This window comes from Dyella choica (assembly GCF_003977665.1).
In the GTDB taxonomy this organism is placed as follows: Bacteria; Pseudomonadota; Gammaproteobacteria; order Xanthomonadales; family Rhodanobacteraceae; genus Dyella_B; species Dyella_B choica.
This window is the reverse complement of the sequence record NZ_RYYV01000004.1, coordinates 66,645-88,346: the sequence shown is the minus strand read 5'-3', so window position 1 is coordinate 88,346 and position 21,702 is coordinate 66,645. Positions and strand designations below refer to the sequence as shown.

General features: G+C 60.9%; 13 protein-coding genes and 1 pseudogene. 11 read left to right on the top strand and 3 right to left on the bottom strand.

Annotated features, from left to right (window positions below; translation table 11 throughout):
- The first annotated feature begins 14 nt into the window (after positions 1-14).
- The gene (locus EKH80_RS06570) at positions 15-911 is read left to right on the top strand and encodes an AraC family transcriptional regulator (protein ID WP_126683934.1); all 897 of its coding nucleotides are present in this window, start codon (positions 15-17) and stop codon (positions 909-911) included.
- Positions 912-1,172: 261 nt separating this feature from the next.
- On the top strand, positions 1,173-1,895 hold the full coding sequence (locus tag EKH80_RS06565) for an alpha/beta fold hydrolase (RefSeq protein WP_230473464.1): 723 nt from the start codon (positions 1,173-1,175) through the stop codon (positions 1,893-1,895).
- Between the two features lie 126 nt (positions 1,896-2,021).
- On the opposite strand, the gene EKH80_RS06560 is transcribed toward EKH80_RS06565, so the two are convergent.
- Positions 2,022-3,032 (bottom strand): tetratricopeptide repeat protein, encoded by a 1,011-nt coding sequence (locus EKH80_RS06560; RefSeq protein WP_126683933.1) that lies wholly within the window; start codon positions 3,030-3,032, stop codon positions 2,022-2,024.
- 284 nt (positions 3,033-3,316) lie between these two features.
- Between EKH80_RS06560 and EKH80_RS06555 the strand changes: the two genes are divergently transcribed.
- The 3 genes from EKH80_RS06555 to EKH80_RS06545 all read left to right on the top strand — a co-directional run bounded on the left by EKH80_RS06555 (position 3,317) and on the right by EKH80_RS06545 (position 5,667).
- Entirely contained in the window at positions 3,317-4,216 is a 900-nt protein-coding gene (locus EKH80_RS06555) for an SOS response-associated peptidase family protein (RefSeq protein ID WP_329955471.1), read from the top strand.
- Between the two features lie 116 nt (positions 4,217-4,332).
- Complete coding sequence (locus EKH80_RS06550; protein WP_126683931.1) at positions 4,333-4,638, top strand: hypothetical protein; 306 nt, start codon at positions 4,333-4,335, stop codon at positions 4,636-4,638.
- 141 nt (positions 4,639-4,779) lie between these two features.
- Complete coding sequence (locus EKH80_RS06545; RefSeq protein ID WP_158628777.1) at positions 4,780-5,667, top strand: phytanoyl-CoA dioxygenase family protein; 888 nt, start codon at positions 4,780-4,782, stop codon at positions 5,665-5,667.
- A 585-nt stretch (positions 5,668-6,252) separates the two neighbouring features.
- Here the strand turns inward: EKH80_RS06545 and EKH80_RS06540 are convergent.
- The gene (locus EKH80_RS06540) at positions 6,253-10,140 is read right to left on the bottom strand and encodes an ATP-binding protein (RefSeq protein ID WP_158628776.1); all 3,888 of its coding nucleotides are present in this window, start codon (positions 10,138-10,140) and stop codon (positions 6,253-6,255) included.
- Positions 10,141-10,242: 102 nt separating this feature from the next.
- On the opposite strand from EKH80_RS06540, the pseudogene EKH80_RS24430 reads away from it, so the two are divergent.
- The 3 genes and pseudogenes from EKH80_RS24430 to EKH80_RS06510 form a co-directional block, all read left to right on the top strand.
- Positions 10,243-10,362, top strand: a pseudogene (locus tag EKH80_RS24430) (ESPR-type extended signal peptide-containing protein); the annotation flags it as partial.
- Positions 10,363-10,368: 6 nt separating this feature from the next.
- A complete protein-coding gene (locus tag EKH80_RS24065) occupies positions 10,369-16,245 on the top strand; it encodes an autotransporter-associated beta strand repeat-containing protein (protein ID WP_268991830.1) in 5,877 nt (1,958 codons plus the stop codon).
- Positions 16,246-16,574: 329 nt separating this feature from the next.
- The gene (locus EKH80_RS06510; RefSeq protein ID WP_196240346.1) at positions 16,575-17,603 is read left to right on the top strand and encodes a transposase; all 1,029 of its coding nucleotides are present in this window, start codon (positions 16,575-16,577) and stop codon (positions 17,601-17,603) included.
- Positions 17,604-18,056: 453 nt separating this feature from the next.
- Here EKH80_RS06510 and EKH80_RS23955 read toward each other — a convergent pair whose 3' ends face one another.
- Entirely contained in the window at positions 18,057-18,764 is a 708-nt protein-coding gene (locus EKH80_RS23955; protein WP_196240345.1) for a helix-turn-helix domain-containing protein, read from the bottom strand.
- Between the two features lie 131 nt (positions 18,765-18,895).
- Here EKH80_RS23955 and EKH80_RS06500 point away from each other — a divergent pair, with 131 nt between their 5' ends.
- From EKH80_RS06500 to EKH80_RS06490, 3 genes are all read left to right on the top strand, one after another.
- Positions 18,896-19,822, top strand: coding sequence for a pyridoxal-phosphate dependent enzyme (locus EKH80_RS06500; RefSeq protein ID WP_126683928.1), 927 nt, complete (start codon positions 18,896-18,898; stop codon positions 19,820-19,822).
- Between the two features lie 289 nt (positions 19,823-20,111).
- Entirely contained in the window at positions 20,112-20,561 is a 450-nt protein-coding gene (locus EKH80_RS06495) for a hypothetical protein (protein ID WP_126683927.1), read from the top strand.
- 207 nt (positions 20,562-20,768) lie between these two features.
- Complete coding sequence (locus tag EKH80_RS06490; protein WP_126683926.1) at positions 20,769-21,689, top strand: hypothetical protein; 921 nt, start codon at positions 20,769-20,771, stop codon at positions 21,687-21,689.
- The last annotated feature ends 13 nt before the right edge of the window (positions 21,690-21,702 follow it).

Below are 21,702 nucleotides of genomic sequence, written 5' to 3'. Positions count from 1 at the left end.
TCCGATAGGCAGGCATGAGCGTGGACTTATTGACATTCTCTGAATCCGTGCGCCAGCGCTTCCGCTCTCCCACCATTGAGACGGTGTTTGCGCGCCTTACCTCGGCGGATCCGATCGCCATCTCGCGTGTCATAGCGGCACCAACCTGGACTGAGCGGGTGCCCCCCGAGGATGCTTTTACTATCCATATCCAGGTCAGTTCGTCGGCGAAGGCGGAACTATATGTCGATGGCAGGCCACGAAGGTTGCCCATACAGGGGCCGTGCTCCATTCGTATTCTGGACATGAGCACGAGCCCTTATGCGCATATCGAGTCGGACATCGAGTTCATTCGCTTGAATTTCAGCCAGCGAACGCTCGATGAACTGTCATACGACCACGGACAACGGCGAATCCCACGCTTTCAACAGGTCCTGGATGGCGAAGATCAGGTGCTGTATGGCCTTGGTTGCGCCCTGATCGCCCGCTTCAACACGTACGGGCCGGATGACCAGCTTTTCCTCGACTACCTGGCACTAGCCATGCACGCGCACCTCATTAAGACGTACGCGGATATTCGAGGGGAGGCCAGCTGGCGTGGTGGTCTCGCTCCTTGGCAATTTAGGCGTGCGTGCGAAATGATGGCCGCAAACCTGGGAGGGGATATGGGAATCGCTGATCTGGCGATGGCTTGCGAGCTATCGGCAAGCCATTTTGCGGCCGCGTTTCGCCGAACGGCAGGCATGCCTCCTCACCGCTGGCTGATGAACGAGCGAGTCAATCAGGCCAAACGATTACTCAGGAGCGGCCGGTTGAGGCTGGCCGATATCGCGCTTGCTTGCGGATTCTCCGATCAGAGTCATTTGACCCGAGTTTTTCTGCGTATCGAAGGCCAGCCCCCGAGTCGATGGCGGCGGCTGTGCCGGAGTTGATCGTGTCGAACGGCGCGCGACCTCGTACATGCCCTCGCATAGCGATCGGATGAATTCTTTGCCTGGTGGTTCGTCGTGGTTTTGTCCAAAAATCCGCAGCCCTATTCAGGAATGCACGCGCTTCGAGTAAGCAAGATGCGTTGCCGGCCATCTTGTCTACCCTTAAGCGCAGGACTTTCCATCATGAAAACCAGATCCACATTCACCCGGTGCTCGACGCTTGTCACAGCTCCTTTTTTACTATTCAGCATGTGCCTAGCCATGAGCAGCCCATCCGCAGAAGCAGGTTCCGCCGTACGACCACAGGTGAAGAACGTCATTCTCGTGCACGGCGCATGGGCTGACGGCACAAGTTGGTCCAAAATCATTCCTCTGCTCAACGCAAAGGGGATGAACGTCGTTGCCGTACAACTTCCCCTCACGTCGCTGGCTGACGACGCCGCGACCGTCAAGCGAGCCATTGCCCTTGAGGATGGCCCGATCCTTTTGGTCGGACATTCCTACGGTGGAGCGGTCATTACCGAAGCCGGCAATGATCCAAAAGTGCAGGGGCTTGTGTACGTCGCCGCTTTCGCGCCAGACAACGGTCAGTCGGCAGGCTCCCTGGGAGCAACCGTTGCGCCCCCTCCCTTGGCTGCTGAGATCAAGCCGGATGGCGAAGGGTTCCTGAAGCTCACCAAGGACGGCATTTTCGAGAGTTTTGCCCAGGACCTGAGCGCGCCCGAGAAAGCCATTTTGTATGCGGCACAAGCGCCAACCCATGCAAAATCATTAGGTGGGGCCGTCAGCAATGCGGCTTGGCACAGCAAGCCTTCCTGGTACATCGTCGCTTCCAAGGATCGCGCGATTCCGCCCGAGCTCGAGGCCGCCATGGCCGGCAAGATTCATGCAACCACCACAACCATCTCCTCCAGCCACGTTCCGATGCTTTCGCATCCTGATGTGGTGGCCACGGTCATCGAGCAAGCCGCTGGCATGAAGTAGATCCTGGGCCAGTTCGGCAAGGAGTTTGATTGCGCTCATGTAGGCACTTGATGGCGGCCTGTCAGGTGCGAGGTGGCCCGGGACTCGGCAGGTCCCGGGCTCTACTTCAAAGCCCACACTGAAGCGCTACGTCCCGCTCCGTGCCTTCTCCTTGCGCAATTGGGCCAGTCGCTCGCCGCCACGTGCATAACCGTGAGCTATCGCGCGCTGGAACAATGCGATGGCTGCATCAATGTCGCGCGCAACGCCTCGACCATCGGCGAACATGTGGGCCAGGCTGTCCTCGGCCACGCCATTGTCCTGCTTGGCCGATTCGTTGTACCAGAAGAGCGCTCGTTGATAGTCCTGCGGTACACCCTTGCCGTGCTCGTATTTGTCGGCGAGGTTGCACTTGGCGGCGGAGCCGTTGACGAACATCGCGTGCAAACGGAACGAAAAGCCGTCGCGGTATTTATCGACGTAGGGGCCCGGACCTGGCGTTAGCGCGGCGGCGCGGTGATACCACATGACCGCTTTGGCGAGGTCGATCTTGCCTCCGCTTGAGGTGCCGTAATGGTGCTCATAAGCCACGTCGAAGACCATCGCGATTTCCTTGCGCGCGGCGAGCACGTCCAGGATCCACTCGCAATCGTCGACGCGTTCGCGTGGAGTGGGATCTTCTTCCTCGGCCGTCGCCTCCTGTACCTCGGCGTATTCGAACCGCCAGCCGTCTTCGGTATCCGGCGCTGGGCTGAATGTCAGCCACCAATCGGCCTCGCGCGATCCGCCTGACTCCCGGCGCATCGCGTTGATGATGCCGAGCGCCTCCAGACCCTTCGGGTTGAGATTCGGTGTTGCCGGCGCATCGTGGTATGTCACGCGCGTCGTTTCATGCAATTTGAGCACCTGGCTGCCCGCGGGAGCGCCGTCGCCCGCGCGCGTAATGCTTTCCTTGCGGAAGCTGGTGCGGGTTTGTGCCAGCGCGTCGGACTCCGCGGCGCTCTGAATCCGGCAGTGCTTCTTCACGAACAGCATGAAATCGCTGGCGAATTCCTTGAACGTGACCTGCGCGCCGGGTTTCGCGTAAGGGTTGGCGGTGTCTTGAGGTACCAGACCGGGAATCTTCGGCAGCGGCGGCAACACGTTGTCTGGATTCATGAGTCTCTGCTGCGGGAAACGGCGAGAGGCGACGGTATACGAACGGATCGGTCTATGCCAGGGTCAGTGCGGCCCGCTTTGAGACGAGTGCGTACGCTGCCAGATGCCGAACGTTACTGCTCGTCATTCCGACGAAGCGCCTCGGCCTGTGCCGAAATGACGACTCGCTTGCCTCACTCCCTTGAAGCGCTAGACGGCGCACGCGGGTGTACTCTCATGACGTTACCCTGCGGAGCGCTGCCATGTGTTATTCCGCGCAGGTGGTGGCTAGCTACGAGCGATTCGTGCGCGAATTCGGCGCGATCCTCGATATCCATGAGTTCGTCCAGCTGTTCGTCAGGAAGCGGGCGGACGGAGGCTGGGCCAGGCTTCCGAAAGGGATGCGCGACGCGTTTCGGCGTCCGCAAGGGGAGGCGGGCTTTGAGCTGGCCAAACTCGTCGCCGAGGGTGACCGTGAGCTGGAAGCGGCGCTGGAAGCTGAGCTGGCAGCCCAGGAGCAACGCCACGCCAAGGCCGAGTCGGTGCTTGCCAGCCCCAAGCCCACGAAGAAAGCGGTGGAAGACAAGCGCATCGCCAGCAACAAAATCAAAGCGGCTCGCCGCAACCTCGATGACCTGCGCCGGCAGTCGCCCGATCCTAAGGACAGTCGCATTTACCCAGGCAGCTTTGCGCCGGTGATGATCCGTGACCCGAAGGCGCTCGCGCGGACCGTCGTGCCGATGCGCTACCAATGCCGGTTACCGGGCTGGACCGAAGCGATCGAGCGGAAGTACCCGGGCACCTACAATGCCCGTCGTGACAAGCTCGAAGAAACCTGGTTCCAGCTGTTCGGACACCAGCACGGCATCATGATCGTCAGCAAGTTCTACGAGAACGTGGATCGCGGCGGCGAAAACGTGGTCCTGGAATTCACGCCAGACCCTCCCCAAGACATGCTGATCGCATGCCTATGGTCGAAAACCCGCAACAAGGACGGTGCGGATCTATGGTCGTTCGCGGCGATCACCGACGAGCCGCCAGCCGAAGTCATCGCCGCAGGCCACGATCGGTGCATCATCCCGATCAAGCCGGAAAACCTTGACGCGTGGTTGAACCCGAACCCCGGTGATCTGGCCGCGTGCTACGCCATCCTGGATGATCGGCCGCGGCCGTACTATGCGCATCGGGTAGACAAGGCCGCGTAGATCATGGCATGAAGGTTCGCCGCGTGGGCGGTAAAGGTAATCCAGAGTGCTGACGTCAACTTTTATGAGAACATCATGGCCTGGGAATGGCCACGCTTCAAACCTGGATCATGATCTTGATATCCGCGCTTGTCGCCGGCCTCGTGCTTTTGCTGCTCTTGCTGCGCTGGGGTACGCGTGTCGCATTGCACACGCAGCGCCAGCAGGCGGAACAGGAGTCGAAGGTTTTGGCCTTGCTGGCGAATCGTGGCTCATTCACGGGCCAGCCGATGGAGAACCTGGTGCAGGCACTTGGCAGAAACTATCGCTATTCCGGGCTCGATTTCGGCCGATTCATGCTGGAGTGGAAGGTGGGGAAGTTACGCATCATCGGCTGGGGCAAGGAAGATATTTGCGAATCCATTGACGTGGAAGGCCATTAGCCTGGCCGGGGTTGAAAAACTATGGAAGCAGTGAGGCGCACGATGGTCGAGACGGCGACGAGTCTAGGTATCGAGGAGCTGCATACCTACTGGGCTTGCCAGTGCGCGCCCGGATCTGCTGCACCGCTACCGCAGGATGTCGTGAAGACGTTACTGGCAGGCTTGCGTCTCAACGTGCTGGAAACCCTGCGTTATCTGCACCAGCAGCAGCCAAGTTTTGCGCAATTCGAAGCCTGGATTGGCGAATGCAATGGCGGCGAATTGAAAGAAGACTCGCTGGATCGCTTGCGGCGTGCGTTGGCAGGCGAGGCCGTCGGTGCCGAAGTCGGCAATCTCGACCATGTCGAAGGCCTGAGCGCGGACGACCTTGCGCACTGGGACGAGCATGGCTACGTCATCCTGCGCAACGCGATCAGCCCGCAAGCGGCGGAAACCGCGGAGAGGGCCATCTACGATTTTTTGGGGATGGACCGCGACGACACGGAGTCCTGGTATCGCGCATCGCTGGGCCATTCGATCTGGGTGCCGCTGCTGCGGCATCCGGCGCTGGTAGCCAATCGTCTCTCGCCGCGTATTCATAAGGCTCATGCCCAACTGTGGGGGCGCGAAGACCTTTGGGTCACCATCGACCAAGGCGGATTCAATCCGCCGGAGCGCAATAACTGGCTTTTCCCCGGACCGCATTTGCACTGGGATGCCACGCTCGCCGAACCGCACTGCCTTGAGCTGCAGGGCATCCTGTATCTGGCCGACGTTGCCGAAGACCAGGGGGCATTCAGCTGCGTACCGGGCTTTCATCGTACGCTGAAGCAATGGCTGAAAAGCCTTCCCGAAGGCGTGACTGCGCAGGATCATGCGCATCGCACGTTGACGATGAAGCCGATTGCCGCCAAGCGCGGCGACATGATCATCTGGCATCACCTGTTGCCGCATGGCAGCAGCCCGAACCGCGCACAACGACCACGCGTCGTGCAATACATGTCGCTGCGGCCCACGCGTTTTGCCTACACCGAGGAATGGAAGGCTTGATGCGATCGCTTCGCTAGCGACGGCATCCCGGTAGTCAGGGCGCGTTGTCGCTGGGTCCCGGCCTTCGCCGGGACGACGAACTATCAAGCATCACGGCGAATGGCGGGTTCTATCGCTCTGCCTCTACTTGTTGCGCATTCCGACGACCAGCAAATAGCCGCACGCCGGAGGCCACACAGAAAGCTGCACCGGAGATCAGGCCATAGCTGGCCGCCATGGTGATGCCGAGAGGATTCAGAACCTTGTCCGGCTGACCGCTCAGAAACCGCGCGTAGGCATACATGGTCACTGGGCCTAAAAGAGCACACCAAAGGCAAAGCCTTGCGGTTGAAAGCGCTTGCCGAGCCCGGAGCAAGACTGCCATCGGAACAACGCACACGAACGTGACCAGATAAGTGAATGGCACGCCGAAAAGTATGATCAACAGAAGGACTCCCACAACGGCGCCTGGTGGTGACCGGTTGTGGTCGTTTGCACCGATAATGCCGCCGACGAGCCCGATGGCCCCGAGGAGTAGCGCCAGACCTACGGGCACCACCCACGGAGAAATGAGCGCACCCCTCCATAGACTTCGCTTGTGCTGCATCAACAGACCAATCCTATCTTCCAAGAGTGTGTCTCTTCTTCCTCAGTGGCCACCGGCTCGTCGTTGCTGCCTTTTAGTGCTTCCAGCAAGCAGGCAACGCGCATGACATCCGGCGTATCAAAGCCTTCGTGGCAGCGGGCGTAGGTACGTTGAAGCAACGCGAGCGACGTATCAGTCCGTTCACTTGGCAATAGGGCTAGATCGGCGGCTACGCGCAGCTCAAGCAGCAGAGCGTTTTGCTGTTGCGCCAAGGCGAGTGCGCGAACCAGCAGCGCTTTTGCGTCGTCTTCTCGCCTAGGGTCCAGCGTCATGATGCAGGCAGCCTGCTGGCGCAGGAATTCCGGCAGCATGTGGAAGTCTTCGTACGCTTCGGCGCGGGCGATCGTTTCTTCGATGCAGCTTATCGCTTCGGCGAAGCGGCCCAGGCGGAATAGGGCATCGGTCAAGTAGGAGCGGAAAGTGACCACCACCAGTGGCATGGCGATCATGGCAGCCTGAACGCTGCCGTGAATATCGTGCAGGGCCTGTTCGTCACCGCGGACGGCGCGCACCCAGCCTAGCGTGCCGACAGCGACGGCGGCCCACAGTGCCATGGCATGCTCATCGGCCAGCTGCACCAATTCCAGCAGCACGCGCTCGGCTTCTTCGGCGTCGCCGATGTGGCGCTGCAGTTGCGCGGCGAACGCCAGCGCGAAGGCAAGCGAATGTGAATGGCCCAATCGGCGAGCATCGGCCACAGCCTGTGCCATCTGTTTGCGAGCCTCGTCGGGTCGCCCTCGAAAGCAAAGCGTCCAGGCCAGGAAGCAGCGACTGGAAATGCGGCAGTCTTCACCGTACCGGGCGACAAGCTGCTCGCCTTGTACGCTGGCCGGCGTCGCAATTGCGCGCTCCGCGTGGCGGGCGGCATCGTCATGGCGCCCCAGCCAGAACAGGTTGTTGCTGTAGGCGTAGTCCGCCACCAGCTGCTGGGATGGGTCGCCCGATGCGCGTGCGATGCGCTCCAGCCGCTCGGCCAGCTCGATCGGTGCCGAAGTGACGCGCTCGCCAATGCCGCCTTGCCACAGGCCAAATATCACCGGAAAAGTGGTCGCATCGTCCTCGACGTCGTGCATCAATGCCACGGCACGCGTGAATGCCTGTTTCGCCTCCTGGGAGCCGTAGCCCTTCAAGGTGACGCACACGCTGCCGAAACCCGCCTGCAGCGCGAGTTCCAGCCGTGCTTGCTCGCGTTCGTCGCGCAATTGCGGAAGCAGCGCCAGGCCGGCCTGGAAATGATGCGCAGCTTCACGGTCGGCGGAGCGGCGTGCCGCCCAGCGCCCGGCCTTGAGCCACAACTCGATCGCTTCGCGCGCTTCGTCCGCCAGGGCAAGGTGCCGCGCAAGAACTTCGGGTTGGTTTTCCACTAACGCGGAGAACGCTGAGCGAAGACCCTGCACGATGCGCTTGTGATTGGCAACCCGGCCATTGCGTGTCAGCGACTGGTAAGCGGCATCCTGGATCAGCGCATGCTTGAACTGATACGTGCCGTTGCCGGTGCTCAGGACCAGCCCGGCTTGCTGCAAGGCATGCAATGCCTGCTGCAGGCTGGTAGCTTGAAGTGGGGATAGCCATTGCAGCAGGCTCAGGCTGAAATCCCGCCCCAAGGTGGCGGCCAGTTGCGCCGTGGCCTTGGCGTCGGGGCCTTTACTGTCCATGCGGGCCGCAAGCAATTCCTGCAGAGACAGCGATGCCTGTGGAACCGGCGCGTGCGCTTGGGTTTGCGCATTCATGCGCGCCATTTCTTCCACATACAGGGGGATGCCATCGGACCACGCCACGATCTGCTCGACGGCCTTGGGTGCCAGATCGGCTTCAAGTTGACACACAAGGTCCATCGCCTGCGCAGTCGACAACGGTGGCAAATCCAGCGTCGCCTTCGTGTGCTGCCACCCGCAATCCGGCCGGCTGGTCAGCAAGGTCAGCATGGGGGCGGCGGTACCTTGCTGGACATGCGAAGCCAGTACATCGAGCGTGGACGGATCGCACCAATGCAAATCTTCCACGACCAACAGTGTTGGCTTGTCATGCCCTAGAGTCTCAAGCAAGGCAAGCAGCAGTTGAAAGGTCTTCTCGCGTTGTTTGAGCGGTGTCAGGGTGAGTTCGCAGCCGGCTTCACCTTCACCCAGATGCAGCACATCGGTCAGCAGCGATAGCGCTTCCCGCGCCGGCACGGCGTTGGGGAGGGTAGATAACGTGCGCAGGACATCCATCGTCTTGTCGCGCTTTTGCGGCAGCGTGTCGTCGTCGGCAAAGTCGGCTAGCGTCGTGAACAGTGTCAACAGAGGGTGGAAGGGCGTACTGCTGAACTCGGGCAGGCAGCGCAATTCGAAAATGGCCAGAGATTCGTTGGCCAAGCGATCGAGGAGGCTGCGGACCAGGCGTGATTTGCCGATGCCCGCATCGCCCCGGATCAGCAGGCTGGAGCGGTGGCCTTGCCTGGCTTCTTGCCACAGGTTGAACAGCGTCGCCAATTCCGTTTCGCGACCTATCAAGGGGCTGAGGCGGATCGCTGAATCCAGGCGATTGTCGGCACCGGTTGCTCCTTCTACGCGAAAGATCGCAATCGATTTATCGGTGTCCGCGCGACCGAGCGTTCCTTGTGATGAAAGATGGAAGTAGCCGAGGATCAAATGCTGGGTAGGTTCGCTGACCACGACTTGGCCGGCCAGGGCCTTCTCGGTCAAGCCAATTGCGTGGCCGGAAGCGATGCCGGCGGCGTCGGGTTCATCGGATTGCGTGTGGGTGATGACGATGCCGGTGTGAATGCCGATCCGTGCCGCGACCGGAGCTTCGATCTGGCTGAGCATGGACAAGGCGGTGCGCACTGCTGTTCGTGCGGCGTTCTCGCGCGCCAGCGGCAGCCCGAAATAGGCGAGCAGCCGATTGCCATGTGCTATCACCCTATGGCCCGACGCGGACGCCAAAGTGGCATGACAGCGCAGGCGGGGTTGCACCGAGGCATCGGCGATGGCTTCGACGTCTTCTTCGCCAGGCACTTCCAGTTCGCAGCACAGGATGGTGACCAGTCGCCGTTCCGCCATGGCCTTGACCGGCAGTTCGTGCACGGGAGTTGCCATCGTGGCGAGCGAGCCGCTTTGGATCAAAGCGTGCAATTGCTGCGTCTCGGCTTCCGGCGCCAGCCCCAATTCCCGATCAAGCGTCCAGCGGCAGGTTTCGTAGTGCGCGAGCGCTGCGGCGGTGCGGCCGCTCGCTGCCAGCAGCCGCATCACATGACGATGGGCGGCTTCGTTCCAGGCATCCCAATCCAGCATGCGCCTGGCGTGCATCAGCGCCCGATCGAGCTGGCCGGCCGTCTCGCAGTAGTGACGCAGCCGGTCCAGCAGTGCCAGCGCCTGTTGCAACATATGTTGGCGCCGCACCTCCAGCCAATCCTCGAACTCGGGACAATCAGGGAGGGACAAGCCGCTGAGGAACTCGCCTTGATAAAGGGCGGCGGCTTGCTCCATGCGCGTGATGGCCGATTCGTAGTCGGTGTCGTGCGGAACAACCCGGCCATGGGCTGCCGACAGGAACGCTTCGGTGTCCAGCCACAAGCTGTAGCACGGATTGAGCCGTAGCAAATTGCGCTGGGCGATCACCGCAGTCGCATGGCCGGCCTGTTCCAGGCTGGAGCGCAGGTTGGACACGAGCTGGCGCAGATAGCCGGCCGAGCGGGCCGTGAACAGCTCGCCCAGCTTTTCCCGCGTGTGCCATCCGTTTTCCAGGGCGAGGTAGGCCAGCAGGCCCCAGCCTTTGCGATAGGAGGGGCCGCCGACGGGCGCACCGTCGATCTCCATTCGCCATCCACCCAATACCCACAACCGCGCCTGAGGCTTTGTCTCTTGCATGTCCACAGGGCCCCTGTCTCCCTGCCTGTCTTCGCAAATCCCTGTGACGCCTCTGTGACGCCCCGCTTTGACAATCCGCGCCGCCAAAAACAGGGAAATCCAATGAACCGCGTCTATCGAATCGTTTTCAACCAGCATCTTGGCATAACGCAGGTGGTCTCGGAATTAGGCCGTAATGCACGGATCAGCTGTGACGGCCGTCGCGCCCGTTGCGGATGCGCGCACCGGATGGGGCGCATCGCCATCGCGATCACGGCAGCGTTTGCCGTGACGGCCGGCATGCCTGGCTCGGCCTGGGCGACAACCTATACCGGTGCGGCTGGGCTTGGCGGTTCGACCGGTACCGCGCGCAATGTGCCCCCAGGCGACTGGGGCGTTGGGGGGAACGGTGGCGGGGCGGCGGCGCAAAACGGGACTTCGCCCTCTGCGGGGGGATTGGGTGGGGATATGTACGAGGTCGGCGGCCAAGGTACCGCCGGCGGCGGCGGCGGTGGCGGCGGCGGTTCTTACACCCCGTTCAATCTCTATGCGGGCGGTGCGGGTGGCAGCGCCTATCAAGGTTGGGCAGCCGGTGGTGCGGGCGGTACGGGCGGCGCCGGCGGTGGTGGTGGTGGCGGCGGTGGCGGCGGTTATGCCGGTGAGTACCTCGGAACGGCATTCTCCTCGCCGATGTTCATCGGCGGAACCGACCAATATGTAGGTGGCGCTGGCGGTGCCGGTGGCAATGCCGACAGCGGCTTCTCGACGGCATCAGGGGGAAGTGGTGGCTCGGGTGGCGACGGAGCGGTCGGTAGCGCGTTCAACCTCACCGTGTCGTCCGGGGGAGCGAGTGTCGGCGGCAATGGTGGTAACGGCGGATCGAGTGGTGGCGCCGGTGCGACGGGGGGCATTGGAGGGGTCGGAGGGCTCGGTGGCAATGGCGGCGATGGTGTGGGTGGCTCCGCTTTCGCCCTGACCAATCAGGGCAACATCACAGGCGGCAATGGTGGCGCTGGTGGTGCGGCAGGGGGTGGTGGAGCGACTGGCGGCAACGGAGGCACAGGCGGCAACGGTGTTTCGGGATCGGCCATAACCGTGTCGAATACCGGCACCATCACCGGTGGCAATGGGGGTAGTGGCGGCGCTGCCGGTAGTGGCGTTGGTGGTGCGGCGGGCGCCGGTGGCTCGGGCGTCGTTGCGTCGGGCAACTCGACCGTCATCAACGCCGGCACCATCTCCGGTGGCTTTGGCAATGGCGGGGCCGGCGCCCAGGCTGCCGCGGTGAATTTCACCGGCGGCGGCAACACGCTGTTGCTGGAAGCGGGCTCCAGCTTGAGCGGCAATGCCGTCAGTACCGGTGGCGACACGTTGAAGCTGGGCGGTACGGTAAACGGCAGCTTTAACGTGACCAACGTGGTTTCCACGCCATCCGGCAGCCTCGGCGGCGCGCAGTACATCGGGTTCAGCACGTTGCAGGAATCCGGTTCGGCCGTCTGGACGGTCACGGGTACCAACAGCAGTGGGACAGGATGGTTGCTCAATTCTGGCGTGTTGTCGGTGTCATCGACCAACGGCGCCGAACTCGGTCCCTCGGTGACGTTCAACGGCGGCACGCTCAATTTCACCAACAGCAGTGCAGCGACTTACGCTGGAAGCATCGTGGTCGGTGCTGCCGGTGGGACGCTCAACTCCGATGGGGGCAACCCCATGAACTTCGCCAGCAACGAAGTCGCCCTCACCGGCGCGATCAGCGGCGGCGGCGAACTGGTGCTCAACGCCGATCCAGCGAGCACGAATGGCTACGTCCTGTTCAGCGGCGGCACGGGCAAGCAAGCGGTCAGCACCCTTACCGCCGACAACGGCATCGTGCAAATCGGTGATGGCCGCAACGCGGCTGGCGTGGTGGTCGGCAACCTCAACGTCAATGGCATGGCCGAATTGAGCGTGGCCCACAACGGCGTGCTTACGGTGAACGGAACCATCAATACCGCGCCGACGTCCACCTTCGACGTCAGCGGCGAACTGGACGTGACGACGAGCGCGGTCATCAATACTCAAGCCGGGTTCAATGGATCAGGCACGATTTCGGTCGGCCACGGCGCAACGCTGAATCTTCAGCAGGGCTTCTACGGGGAAGGTACGCTTACCGTGACCGGCAGCGGCACGCTGCTCGACACCGGAAGCGCCAGCAACCTGTTCGGCATGACGATCGCCAACGGTGCGACGTTCCGGGTGGGCAGTGGCGGCACGTCCGACGCCATCAACTTGGGTTCCTTCGGCGGTCCGTTCGGTGGCATGAACGACAACGGCACGTTGGTGTGGAACCATTCCGACCAGGCCACTGCGGGATGGTCGATCAACGGCAGCGGCGCATTGATCCAGGAAGGCACGGGCACCCTGACCTTGAGCCAGGCCAACGGCTATACCGGCGGCACCTGGGTGAACAGCGGAAATCTGTCGGTGGTGTCCGGCGGCAGCCTCGGCACCGGCGATTTGTCCATCGCCGACGGTTCGCAAGTTGTCTTCGCCAACGCGTCGCAACAGATTACATCGCTCAATGGCGCCGGTACGCTTCAGCTCAACGGTACCACGCTGCAGATCACGGACAACAGCAACAGCGTTTATTTCGGCGTGGTCAGTGGCAACGGTTCGTTGAGCCACACCGGCAGCGGATCGCTGATACTTGAGGGCAACAGCAACGCCTTCTCCGGCAGCACGACGGTGGCGAGCGGTACCTTGGTCGTCGGCAGCGCGGCCGGCAATGGCGCGGCCTTGGGCGGCAACGTGACGGTGGACGGCGGCGCGACGCTGCGCGGTCATGGCACCATCGGAGGTAGCGTCAATGTGTTGGGCGGCGGCTACCTGGCTCCAGGCTATTCCATCAGCACGCTTACCGTCGATGGCGACCTCAACCTGGCCCAAGGCGGCGGGCTGAACTACGAGTTCGGCGCGCCGGGTGCGAACTTTCAGACCACCGGTACCGGCGACAGCGTGCATGTCGGCGGCAACCTTTCGCTCAATGGAGCCACGCTCAACGTCACCGATGCCGGCGGCATGGGGCCGGGCTTGTACAACGTACTCACTTATGGCGGCACGTTGAGTGAAACCAACGGCGGCCTGACGCTGGGCACCACGCCAGCCGGCGAGACTTTGCAATTGCAGACCCTGACAGGGCAGAAGCAAATCAACCTGATCGATACCACTGGCCTGACGCTGAACTTCTGGAACGCCAATGGCCAGGCGTCTTCAACGCAGATGGGGGGCGGCACCGGCACGTGGTCCAACGCAACGCAGCAATGGACCAATGCGACCGGCAGCGTGCCGAATATCATGCAGCAGCCGCAGCCTGGCTTCGCCATTTTCGGCGGCAGCGCAGGCACGGTGACGGTGGACGCCAGTGCGGGCGGGGTCCAGGCCACGGGTTTGCAGTTCGCATCGAACGGCTATGTACTGAATGGTGGCGCGTTGCAATTGGTGGGCAGCAATGGCAGCGCGCCGGTGATTCGTGTGGGCGACGGTAGCAGTGCCGCGGCCAGCATGAGTGCAACGATCAACAACGTACTGACCGGCAGCGCGGGGTTGACCAAGACCGATGCCGGCACCTTGGTGTTGGCTGGCAATAACACTTACACCGGTGGCACTACGATCAATGGTGGCACCGTGTCCGTGGCGAGTGACGCCAACCTGGGTGCGACGTCCGCCGGTATTACGTTCAACGGAGGTACGCTGGAGAACACCGCAGCATTCACCACCGCGCGGGCAATCAACCTTGCTGGCAATGGCGGCTTGCAGACCGACGCAGACTTTACCGTATCGAATGCGATCACCGGCGGCGGTGCGTTGACCAAGACCGGCGCAGGCACGCTGACGCTCACGGGCGCCAACGGCTATACCGGAACCACCACGATCAATGCCGGCACGCTCGCCTTGTCCGGTAGCGGCAGCATCGCCACCTCCAGCGATGTGATCGTCAACGGCGCATTGGATATCAGTGGCGCAACGAATGTGGCGTCCATTATGTCGCTCGACGGCATCGGCTCGGTGAATCTGGGCAGCCAGCTGCTGATCCTTTCTCGCGCCAGTGGAAGTTTCGCCGGCACCGTCCAGGGCCACGGCGAATTGATACTGGCCAGTGGCAAGGAAGTGCTGATGGGGGCAAACAGCTACACCGGCGGAACCCTGATCACTGCGGGCGCTACCTTGCAGCTTGGCAATGGCGGTGCGACGGGTTCCCTCGCCGGCGATGTCCTCGACACGGGGACGCTGGCGTTCGATCGCAGTGGTGGCGCAAGTTTTGGCGGTGCAATCTCCGGCAGCGGCAGCGTGGTCCAGCAAGGCAGTGGGACCTTGGTATTGACTGGGACCAACAGCTACAGCGGTGGCACCACGATCAATGCCGGCACGTTGCAGTTGGGTAATGGCGGCACCGCAGGCGCCTTCGTCGGTAACGTTGTGAACAACGGTGCGCTGGCGTTCGATCGTGCGGATACGGTGACCTACAGTTCGGTGATCAGCGGCAGCGGCAGCGTGGCGCAGATCGGCGTCGGCACGTTGGTGATGAATGGCGTGAACACCTACACCGGTGGTACTACAGTTCAGTCCGGCACCTTGGAAGTGGGCGACGGCTTGCATGCCAACGCTTCGATTCAAAGTAGCGTGAAGCTGGATGAAGGTGGAACCTTGCGAGGCCACGGCACCATCAACGGTAACGTAACCAGTGATGGTTCGGTCTGGCCGGGTGGTTCGCTCGGCGCACTGACCATCAACGGCAACTACACCCAGAACGCCGATGCGAGCTTGCAGATCGACGTAACACCCACGCAGGCTTCCGAACTGGTGATAACAGGCAACGCCAGCCTTGCAGGCGCGCTGAACCTGATTTATGCGCCAGGCACCTACAACAGCGCGAACTTCACGCTGGTGCAGGCCAAGTCGCTGAGCGGACAGTTTGCTTCGACCACATCGACTGGCTCGGTGCCGACAGGGCTCGATACGAAGCTCTCGTACAGTGCGACGCAGGTTCAATTGACGCTGGGAACAGCAGCCACGCCAACGCCCACTCCATCGCCGACTCCAACGCCGGCACCGGCACCGGCACCGACCCCAACTCCCACTACGACCCCAACGACGGCGCATACTGTGGTCGCACCGCATGACGCCAGCCTGTACACTAACTTGATGCAGGACGCTGGCCTGGCTGGCAGACAATCGCTCGCCACAGTAATCGATGCAACGCTGCGCTCTACCGAAGCAGCGTGCGGTAATACTGATGCATCGCGTAGCAATACCGTTACCTCGGGCTGCGACAGTGGTCTGTGGGTGCAATACAGTGGCACCAGCGATTCGCTAACCGGCAGCAACGGCCTCAACAGCAGCCGGTTCGGCCTGCAAGGTGGCTGGGATCAAGCAGTGGCGGATGTTGCACACCTCGGCGTGGAAGTGGGTTTTGATCGCAGCAACGGCTCTGACCACAACGGTGGCAACGGCTCGATCGACAACGTGCATGGCGGTTTATATGCATTCGGCAATTTGGGTCCGGTGGTGTTGTCAGGCGCCGTCGACCAAGCGCACAGCAGCTACCACATGTATCGCCAGACCGGCGTGGGCCGCGGTATTGCCTCGCCAAGCGGCGAAATCACGTCAGCAGCCCTGCAGGTGGCGTGGCCGTTGACGACGGCGCAGTGGCAGATCACGCCAGCCGCAGGTGCGACATATCAGCACCAGACCCTGGATGCGTTTGGTGAAACCGTGCCAAGCAATAGCCCGTTGGCTTCCGCATTTGCCGTGAGCGGCGCGCATGCCACGTATAACACCATGCAGCCTTACGCGTTGGTGTCATTCTCTCGAGCGTTTGTGGCGCGAGGTGTGAGCTACCTGCCGCAGTTCGAAGTGGGTTATCGCTACGACACGCGCAACTGCAACACACCGGTGGTAAGGGAAACGGCGCAAGACGGAACGATGTTCGCAATACCTGCCGACAACCTGGGCCGCGGCACGGCAACCTTGGGTGCGCGTATCACGGCTAAGGCGGGGGCATCGTGGAGCCTGTACCTGAATTACCAAGGACAGTTCGCCCATCATCTGAGCGACAACGCGCTGAGCGTAGGCTTTGCCAAGCACTTCTGATCAGTTCACAGGCCTCGACACAAGGATGTGTCGGGCATGAATGAGTTAAAACCAGTGAAGATGTATTGAATGTATTGGTGAATGTATTGGGATGAATGTATTGGGACATCCACGAAAATGTATTGGGACATCCACGAAAGGAGATGCATAGGACATGTATTGGGTGTTGGGTGTATTGGGACATCCACGAAACGTGTATTGGCACACAATGTATTGGGACATCCACAGGAGATGCATGTATTGGGACATCCACGAAATGACTTTTCGCCGACAGCCGCGCGCGCCGTTGACTGACATCAGCGGCTTGTGGCGAGGCGTAGTGTGGGGTCATGGCCTACCCACGCAACCAAATCGTCGACTCGGAAACAGAGGGCTTCTTCCACTGTGTTACCCGATGCGTGCGCCGCGCTTTCCTTTGCGGGGAAGACACGTATAACGGTCGCTCTTATGATCATCGGAAGGCTTGGGTGGAAAGACGACTGTTGGAGTTGGCGGAATGCTTTGCGGTCGGGCTGTATGCCTATGCTGTGATGAGCAATCACGTGCACGTAGTGATGCATGTGAATCCGATGGCGTCCAAGAACTGGTCCGACAAAGAAGTGGCCGAACGTTGGGTTCGGTTGTTTCCGGTTCGGGTTGACAATGCGATTGACGAGCGACTGTGCCAGGAAAAGGCGCGGCGCCTGCAAGGCGACTCGGAGCAGATGGTAGAGCTGCGCAGTCGGCTGGGCAGCGTGTCGTGGTTCATGCGCTGCTTGAACGAACCGATTGCCCGCCAGGCCAACCGCGAGGACGGTTGCACGGGGCGTTTCTGGGAGGGGCGTTTCAAATGCCAGGCCTTACTGGATGAGCAGGCGGTATTGGCTTGTATGGTTTATGTGGATTTAAACCCCATTCGCGCAGGCATGGCAACCGAGCTGACTGCCTCGGAGCACACGTCGATTCGCCGTCGTCTTCAGGATGTACAGACCAAGGCGACCTCGCTCAGTGAAGCGTTGCGCCCCTTGGCCGGAATGTTGCTGGCGCCTGTGGTTTCGTTGCGAACTCTCGATTACGTGGAACTGGTGGATTGGAGTGGCCGGATGGTGCGCGATGACAAGCGGGGCTCGATCGCAGCGGAGGTGCCCGCAGTGCTGGCACAGCTCGGCTTGCGCGAACGGCAATGGCGAACGCAAATGTTGGGTATCGAGAGCCAATACTGGCGGGCGGTGGGGACAATGGAGTCCCTGGTGGCGAAGGCGAGAGCCTTGGGGCAGTGTTGGCTGAAGGGGGCAGGAAAGGCAAGGCAACCTGACTACGGATGGGGCTGTCGGGGCATTCGTCCAGTATTCCGTGGTGGCAATGAGCAGATACTTTGACCGGTTTCAGGAAGGAGATGAATCGACGGAATCTTTCAGGGACGGTAAGAAGAGTTTGAGTGGCAGAAATCAGCGAAGAGATGCGCTGAAGGGGTTAAGCATACAAGTTCATGTAAGCCAGCCTCTGGCTTGTAGGCGATTGTGCTTTGCAGTTCAAATAGTGGATGTCCAGAATTAGGCTTGTTCAAATAGTGGATGTCCAGAATTAGGCGGTTCAAATAGTGGATGTCCAGAATTAGGCGGTTCAAATAGTGGATGTCCAGAAAAGACCAATAGTGGATGTCCAGAAAAGACCTCAGAAAAGACCTCCAGAAAAGACCAGAAAAGACCGTCCAGAAAAGACCGGTGATGAGCAATCACGTGCACGTATTGGCCGTTGGACTTGCTCCAGGATCAAGTGGAGAAGTCGAGTTTGTAGTTCAGTAGCTCTATAAGTCGAGCACGCCGCCGCCATTACTGGAACGACTCCAGGCCAAGATGGCGATACGCGTCGGCAAGCTCGCACCACGCCTCGCAGTGCTCGCCGTCGTTCTGCGCCAGCTCGGCCATTGCGAGCAAATAGAGCATCGAATTTTCCGGCAGGTCGAGCAGTTTCAGGAGCACCCCTTTGAGACGGGCGAGTTCGTTACGGACTGTGGCCGGACAGTCCGGGCGCAATGCCTTATTGGCGAGCGAAAGCGCTTCCACATAGCTGCGCAGCTCGTCGCGCGCTTCCAGGGTGTTTGGATAGGCGTGCGGTGCGTCGATCGCGTTGACTTTCGCCAGTTCTTCACGGACGACAAACTGGGGCGCTCCATGCTCCAAAGCCTTGCCATTACTCGCTTCGGGCGCATTGCTGCAGATCAGCTGCTCAGCGGGAACATCAAAGAAACGTGCCAGTTCGCGGGCGATTCTGAACAAGACCGGCTTGCTGGTTTCCGCTCGCTTGATCGATGAAATCGACACCCTGATGTGTCGCAGAGAACATTCGTTCGCCAATTCGTCCTGGCTGAGTTGGCGGCTATATCGCAAATGCTTCAGCAGCTCCGCCTCAAGAACAACGCGGCCTTGTGTGCGAGCACCCTCAAACGTATCGCGACCAGTGGTAGTCACGGCGAATGGATGTCCTGAAGTGTGCGGAGATGTTGACGTTACTTCCGTTTCACAAGCGCCACAAACCATCGAACCCCTTTCAGTGCACAATTTATATACTGCGCGTCGCTCGCCTACAAGACCACGAGCAAAAGCAGAAGAGGGTGTTCAGAAATTTTCGTGTCGACAGCCATTTGGATCGATTCAACACCGAGGGTGACATGATTACTCACTTCGAAACACCACTGTTGGAGTCACGAGCCTTGTCCAGGCGTTGCATGAAAACGATTTCTCTAAAAATGGAGGCGTGGCAACCGACCGGTTCGTTCAAGAATCGCGGCATGGGCTATGCGTGTTCGATCTATCGCGAGCGTGGCGCGGAACGTTTCATTTCATCATCCGGCGGTAATGCCGGCTTGGCCGTGGCTTATGCAGGGCGCAAGCTCGGCGTGCCAGTTGTTGTCGTGGTACCGAAAACGACGCCGGAGCGGGCAAGGCGCCTCATTGCACGGGAAGACGCTGAAGTCATCGTTCATGGCGACAGCTGGAATGAAGCTGATGCCTTCGCACGCAGTCTTGTACATGAAAATGATGCATTCATTCATCCATTCGACGACGAATTGCTTTGGATGGGGCACGCGTCCATGATCGACGAAATCGCGCGGTCGGCGTCTCAACCTGACGCAATCATTCTGTCGGTGGGTGGCGGAGGTTTGTTGTGCGGTGTTATCGAGGGGTTGCGCCGCAATGACTGGCACAACGTGCCGGTGATTGCGGCAGAGACAGTCGGTGCGGATTCCTACGCACAAGCACTGAAAGCGAATCGGGTGGTCAATTTGCCTGCGATTTCCAGCATAGCAACCTCATTGGGTGCCCGCGCGGTTTCGTCCGCGGCGCTGCGTGCGGCGACACAGCATCCGGTCGAGAGCGCGGTAGTAAGCGACGCTGCAGCGGTCGCCGGCTGCCTTGAATTGCTGGAAGAGCACCGCGTAGTGGTCGAGCCGGCCTGTGGCGCATCGGTTGCAGCACTCGACGCCGATCTGCCGGCGCTGCAACGTGCAAGAAATGTAATTGTCATCGTATGCGGCGGAGTCAATGCAAGTGTCGAGCAACTCCATGCATGGAGCCGCACGCTCGCGGTCGCGTGAATCGCATTTCGAGAATCTGATACGAATCTGAACCTTCATTGTGCGGTCGGCATCCCAGACAATGTTTGCTCACGCCGAGGGAGGGCGCAGTGCCGCAGCAGCGTCGCACTAGCAGCCTTCGCATGCCAAGTCATGAACGTGGGCGTAGTGAACGCAGACGTAGTCGTTGGGCACAGTGTCGAATCGATGGCGAGACGTTGGCGGCCGTTCAATCGGATAGCCGTCTTGCGCAGAGATGCGCATCTTGAATGCCGAACGGATCGTCGCATGACCATGATAAGGAGGTGACATGGAAAAGCGTACGAAAAACCCATCTGTTGCACGAGAGCCCGAGTCAGAACTTCAAGGCAAGCCGTCCGGGCCGGAAACTGAACTCCTCGGTGCCCTGGAAAAAGCCGTCGCCGATGCGCAAGGGCTGCTTGGGGCGACGTCGAACCCGTCATGGCCGTACGTGATCGAGGCGCTCAAGGATCCACAAGTCCAAAGTCACTTCATCGAGCACTTGCTCGATGCCGAAGTATTTCGTACGGCTTATTGCCTGAACGGTGAAAGCGATCCGGACGAGGCTCGCATCGTGTTCGAATTCAGCTGCACGGAACGGAAGATTTCCTTGTTCGCGCCGCGCTTTCTGGTCCATTTCAACATCGCCACCCGCCAGGTCTCGCAAATTGAAGATCCGGCCCCGATGCGGATCCCTGTGGGCGGATCCATGCCCGGCATGCAGTACTGCCTCTACTAAGTAAGCAAGCGCTCCCGAACCTGTCGCTGTGCGCCACGCCTCCGCTGGGGCAATCCTCAACGGGGAGTTACTGCGAGCGAAAAACTTGGGGCGGCCGCTAGTTTCTTGAGTGCCGCTCACCGATTGGCATCGAGGTGAGGCGCGGCGCTCGAAGGCCGATGCGGAACCCAGTCTGCGCCATTCATCTATGAATGTGACGGAGGGAACATGAATTACGGCATTCCTGAATTCAATCAACCCAATCTTGCTGGTTACATGAACGTGCCCGGGAACGTGCCTGGAAATGTGCCCGGGAACGTGCCCGGAAACGTGCCTGGAAACGTGCCCGGTGGCATTCCTTGGGGTGGATGGGGTGGACAACCCGGGTTTACGTTCTCGCCCGGTCTGGCAGGATTCGCGCCGGGTCTGGCGGGGCTTGCCCATTACACGCCTGGTCTGGCTGGAATCCATCCGGGCCTGGCAGGGCTAGGCTATACACCCGGTCTGGCCGGATTCCACCCGGGTCTGGCGGGGCTTGCCTATCACACGCCTGGTCTGGCCGGCATCCATCCGGGCCTGGCAGGGCTTGGCTATACGCCCGGCCTGGCCGGATTCCACCCGGGTCTGGCGGGGCTTGCCTATCAGCCGGGTCTAGCCGGCATCCATCCAGGCCTGGCAGGACTTGGCTATACGCCCGGCCTGGCCGGATTCCAACCGGGTCTGGCGGGGCTTGCTTATTACACGCCTGGTCTAGCTGGAATCCATCCGGGCCTGGCGGGGCTCGGCTTTACGCCCGGCCTGGCCGGATTCCACCCGGGTCTGGCGGGGCTTGCCTATCACACGCCTGGTCTAGCCGGGATCCATCCGGGCCTGGGAGGGCTTGGCTATGTGCCTGGTCTAGCCGGATTCAATCCGGGTCTGGCGGGACAGGTCTATGCACCTGGTCTGACCGGGATCATTCCAGGCTTGGCTGGGCTGGTTGCCCCCATGCCGGGTCTGGCGGGACTCGCCTACGCACAACCCCACGTTACGGGCCTCTCGCCGGGTTATGTAGGCCTCGCCGCGCAGCATCCGGGCTTGGCATCTCAGACGTTCCGGGTCCATGTGCCGAGCCTTGCCGGTCCGGTGGCCATGGATGTCGTGAAGTAACGCGACAAAAAAC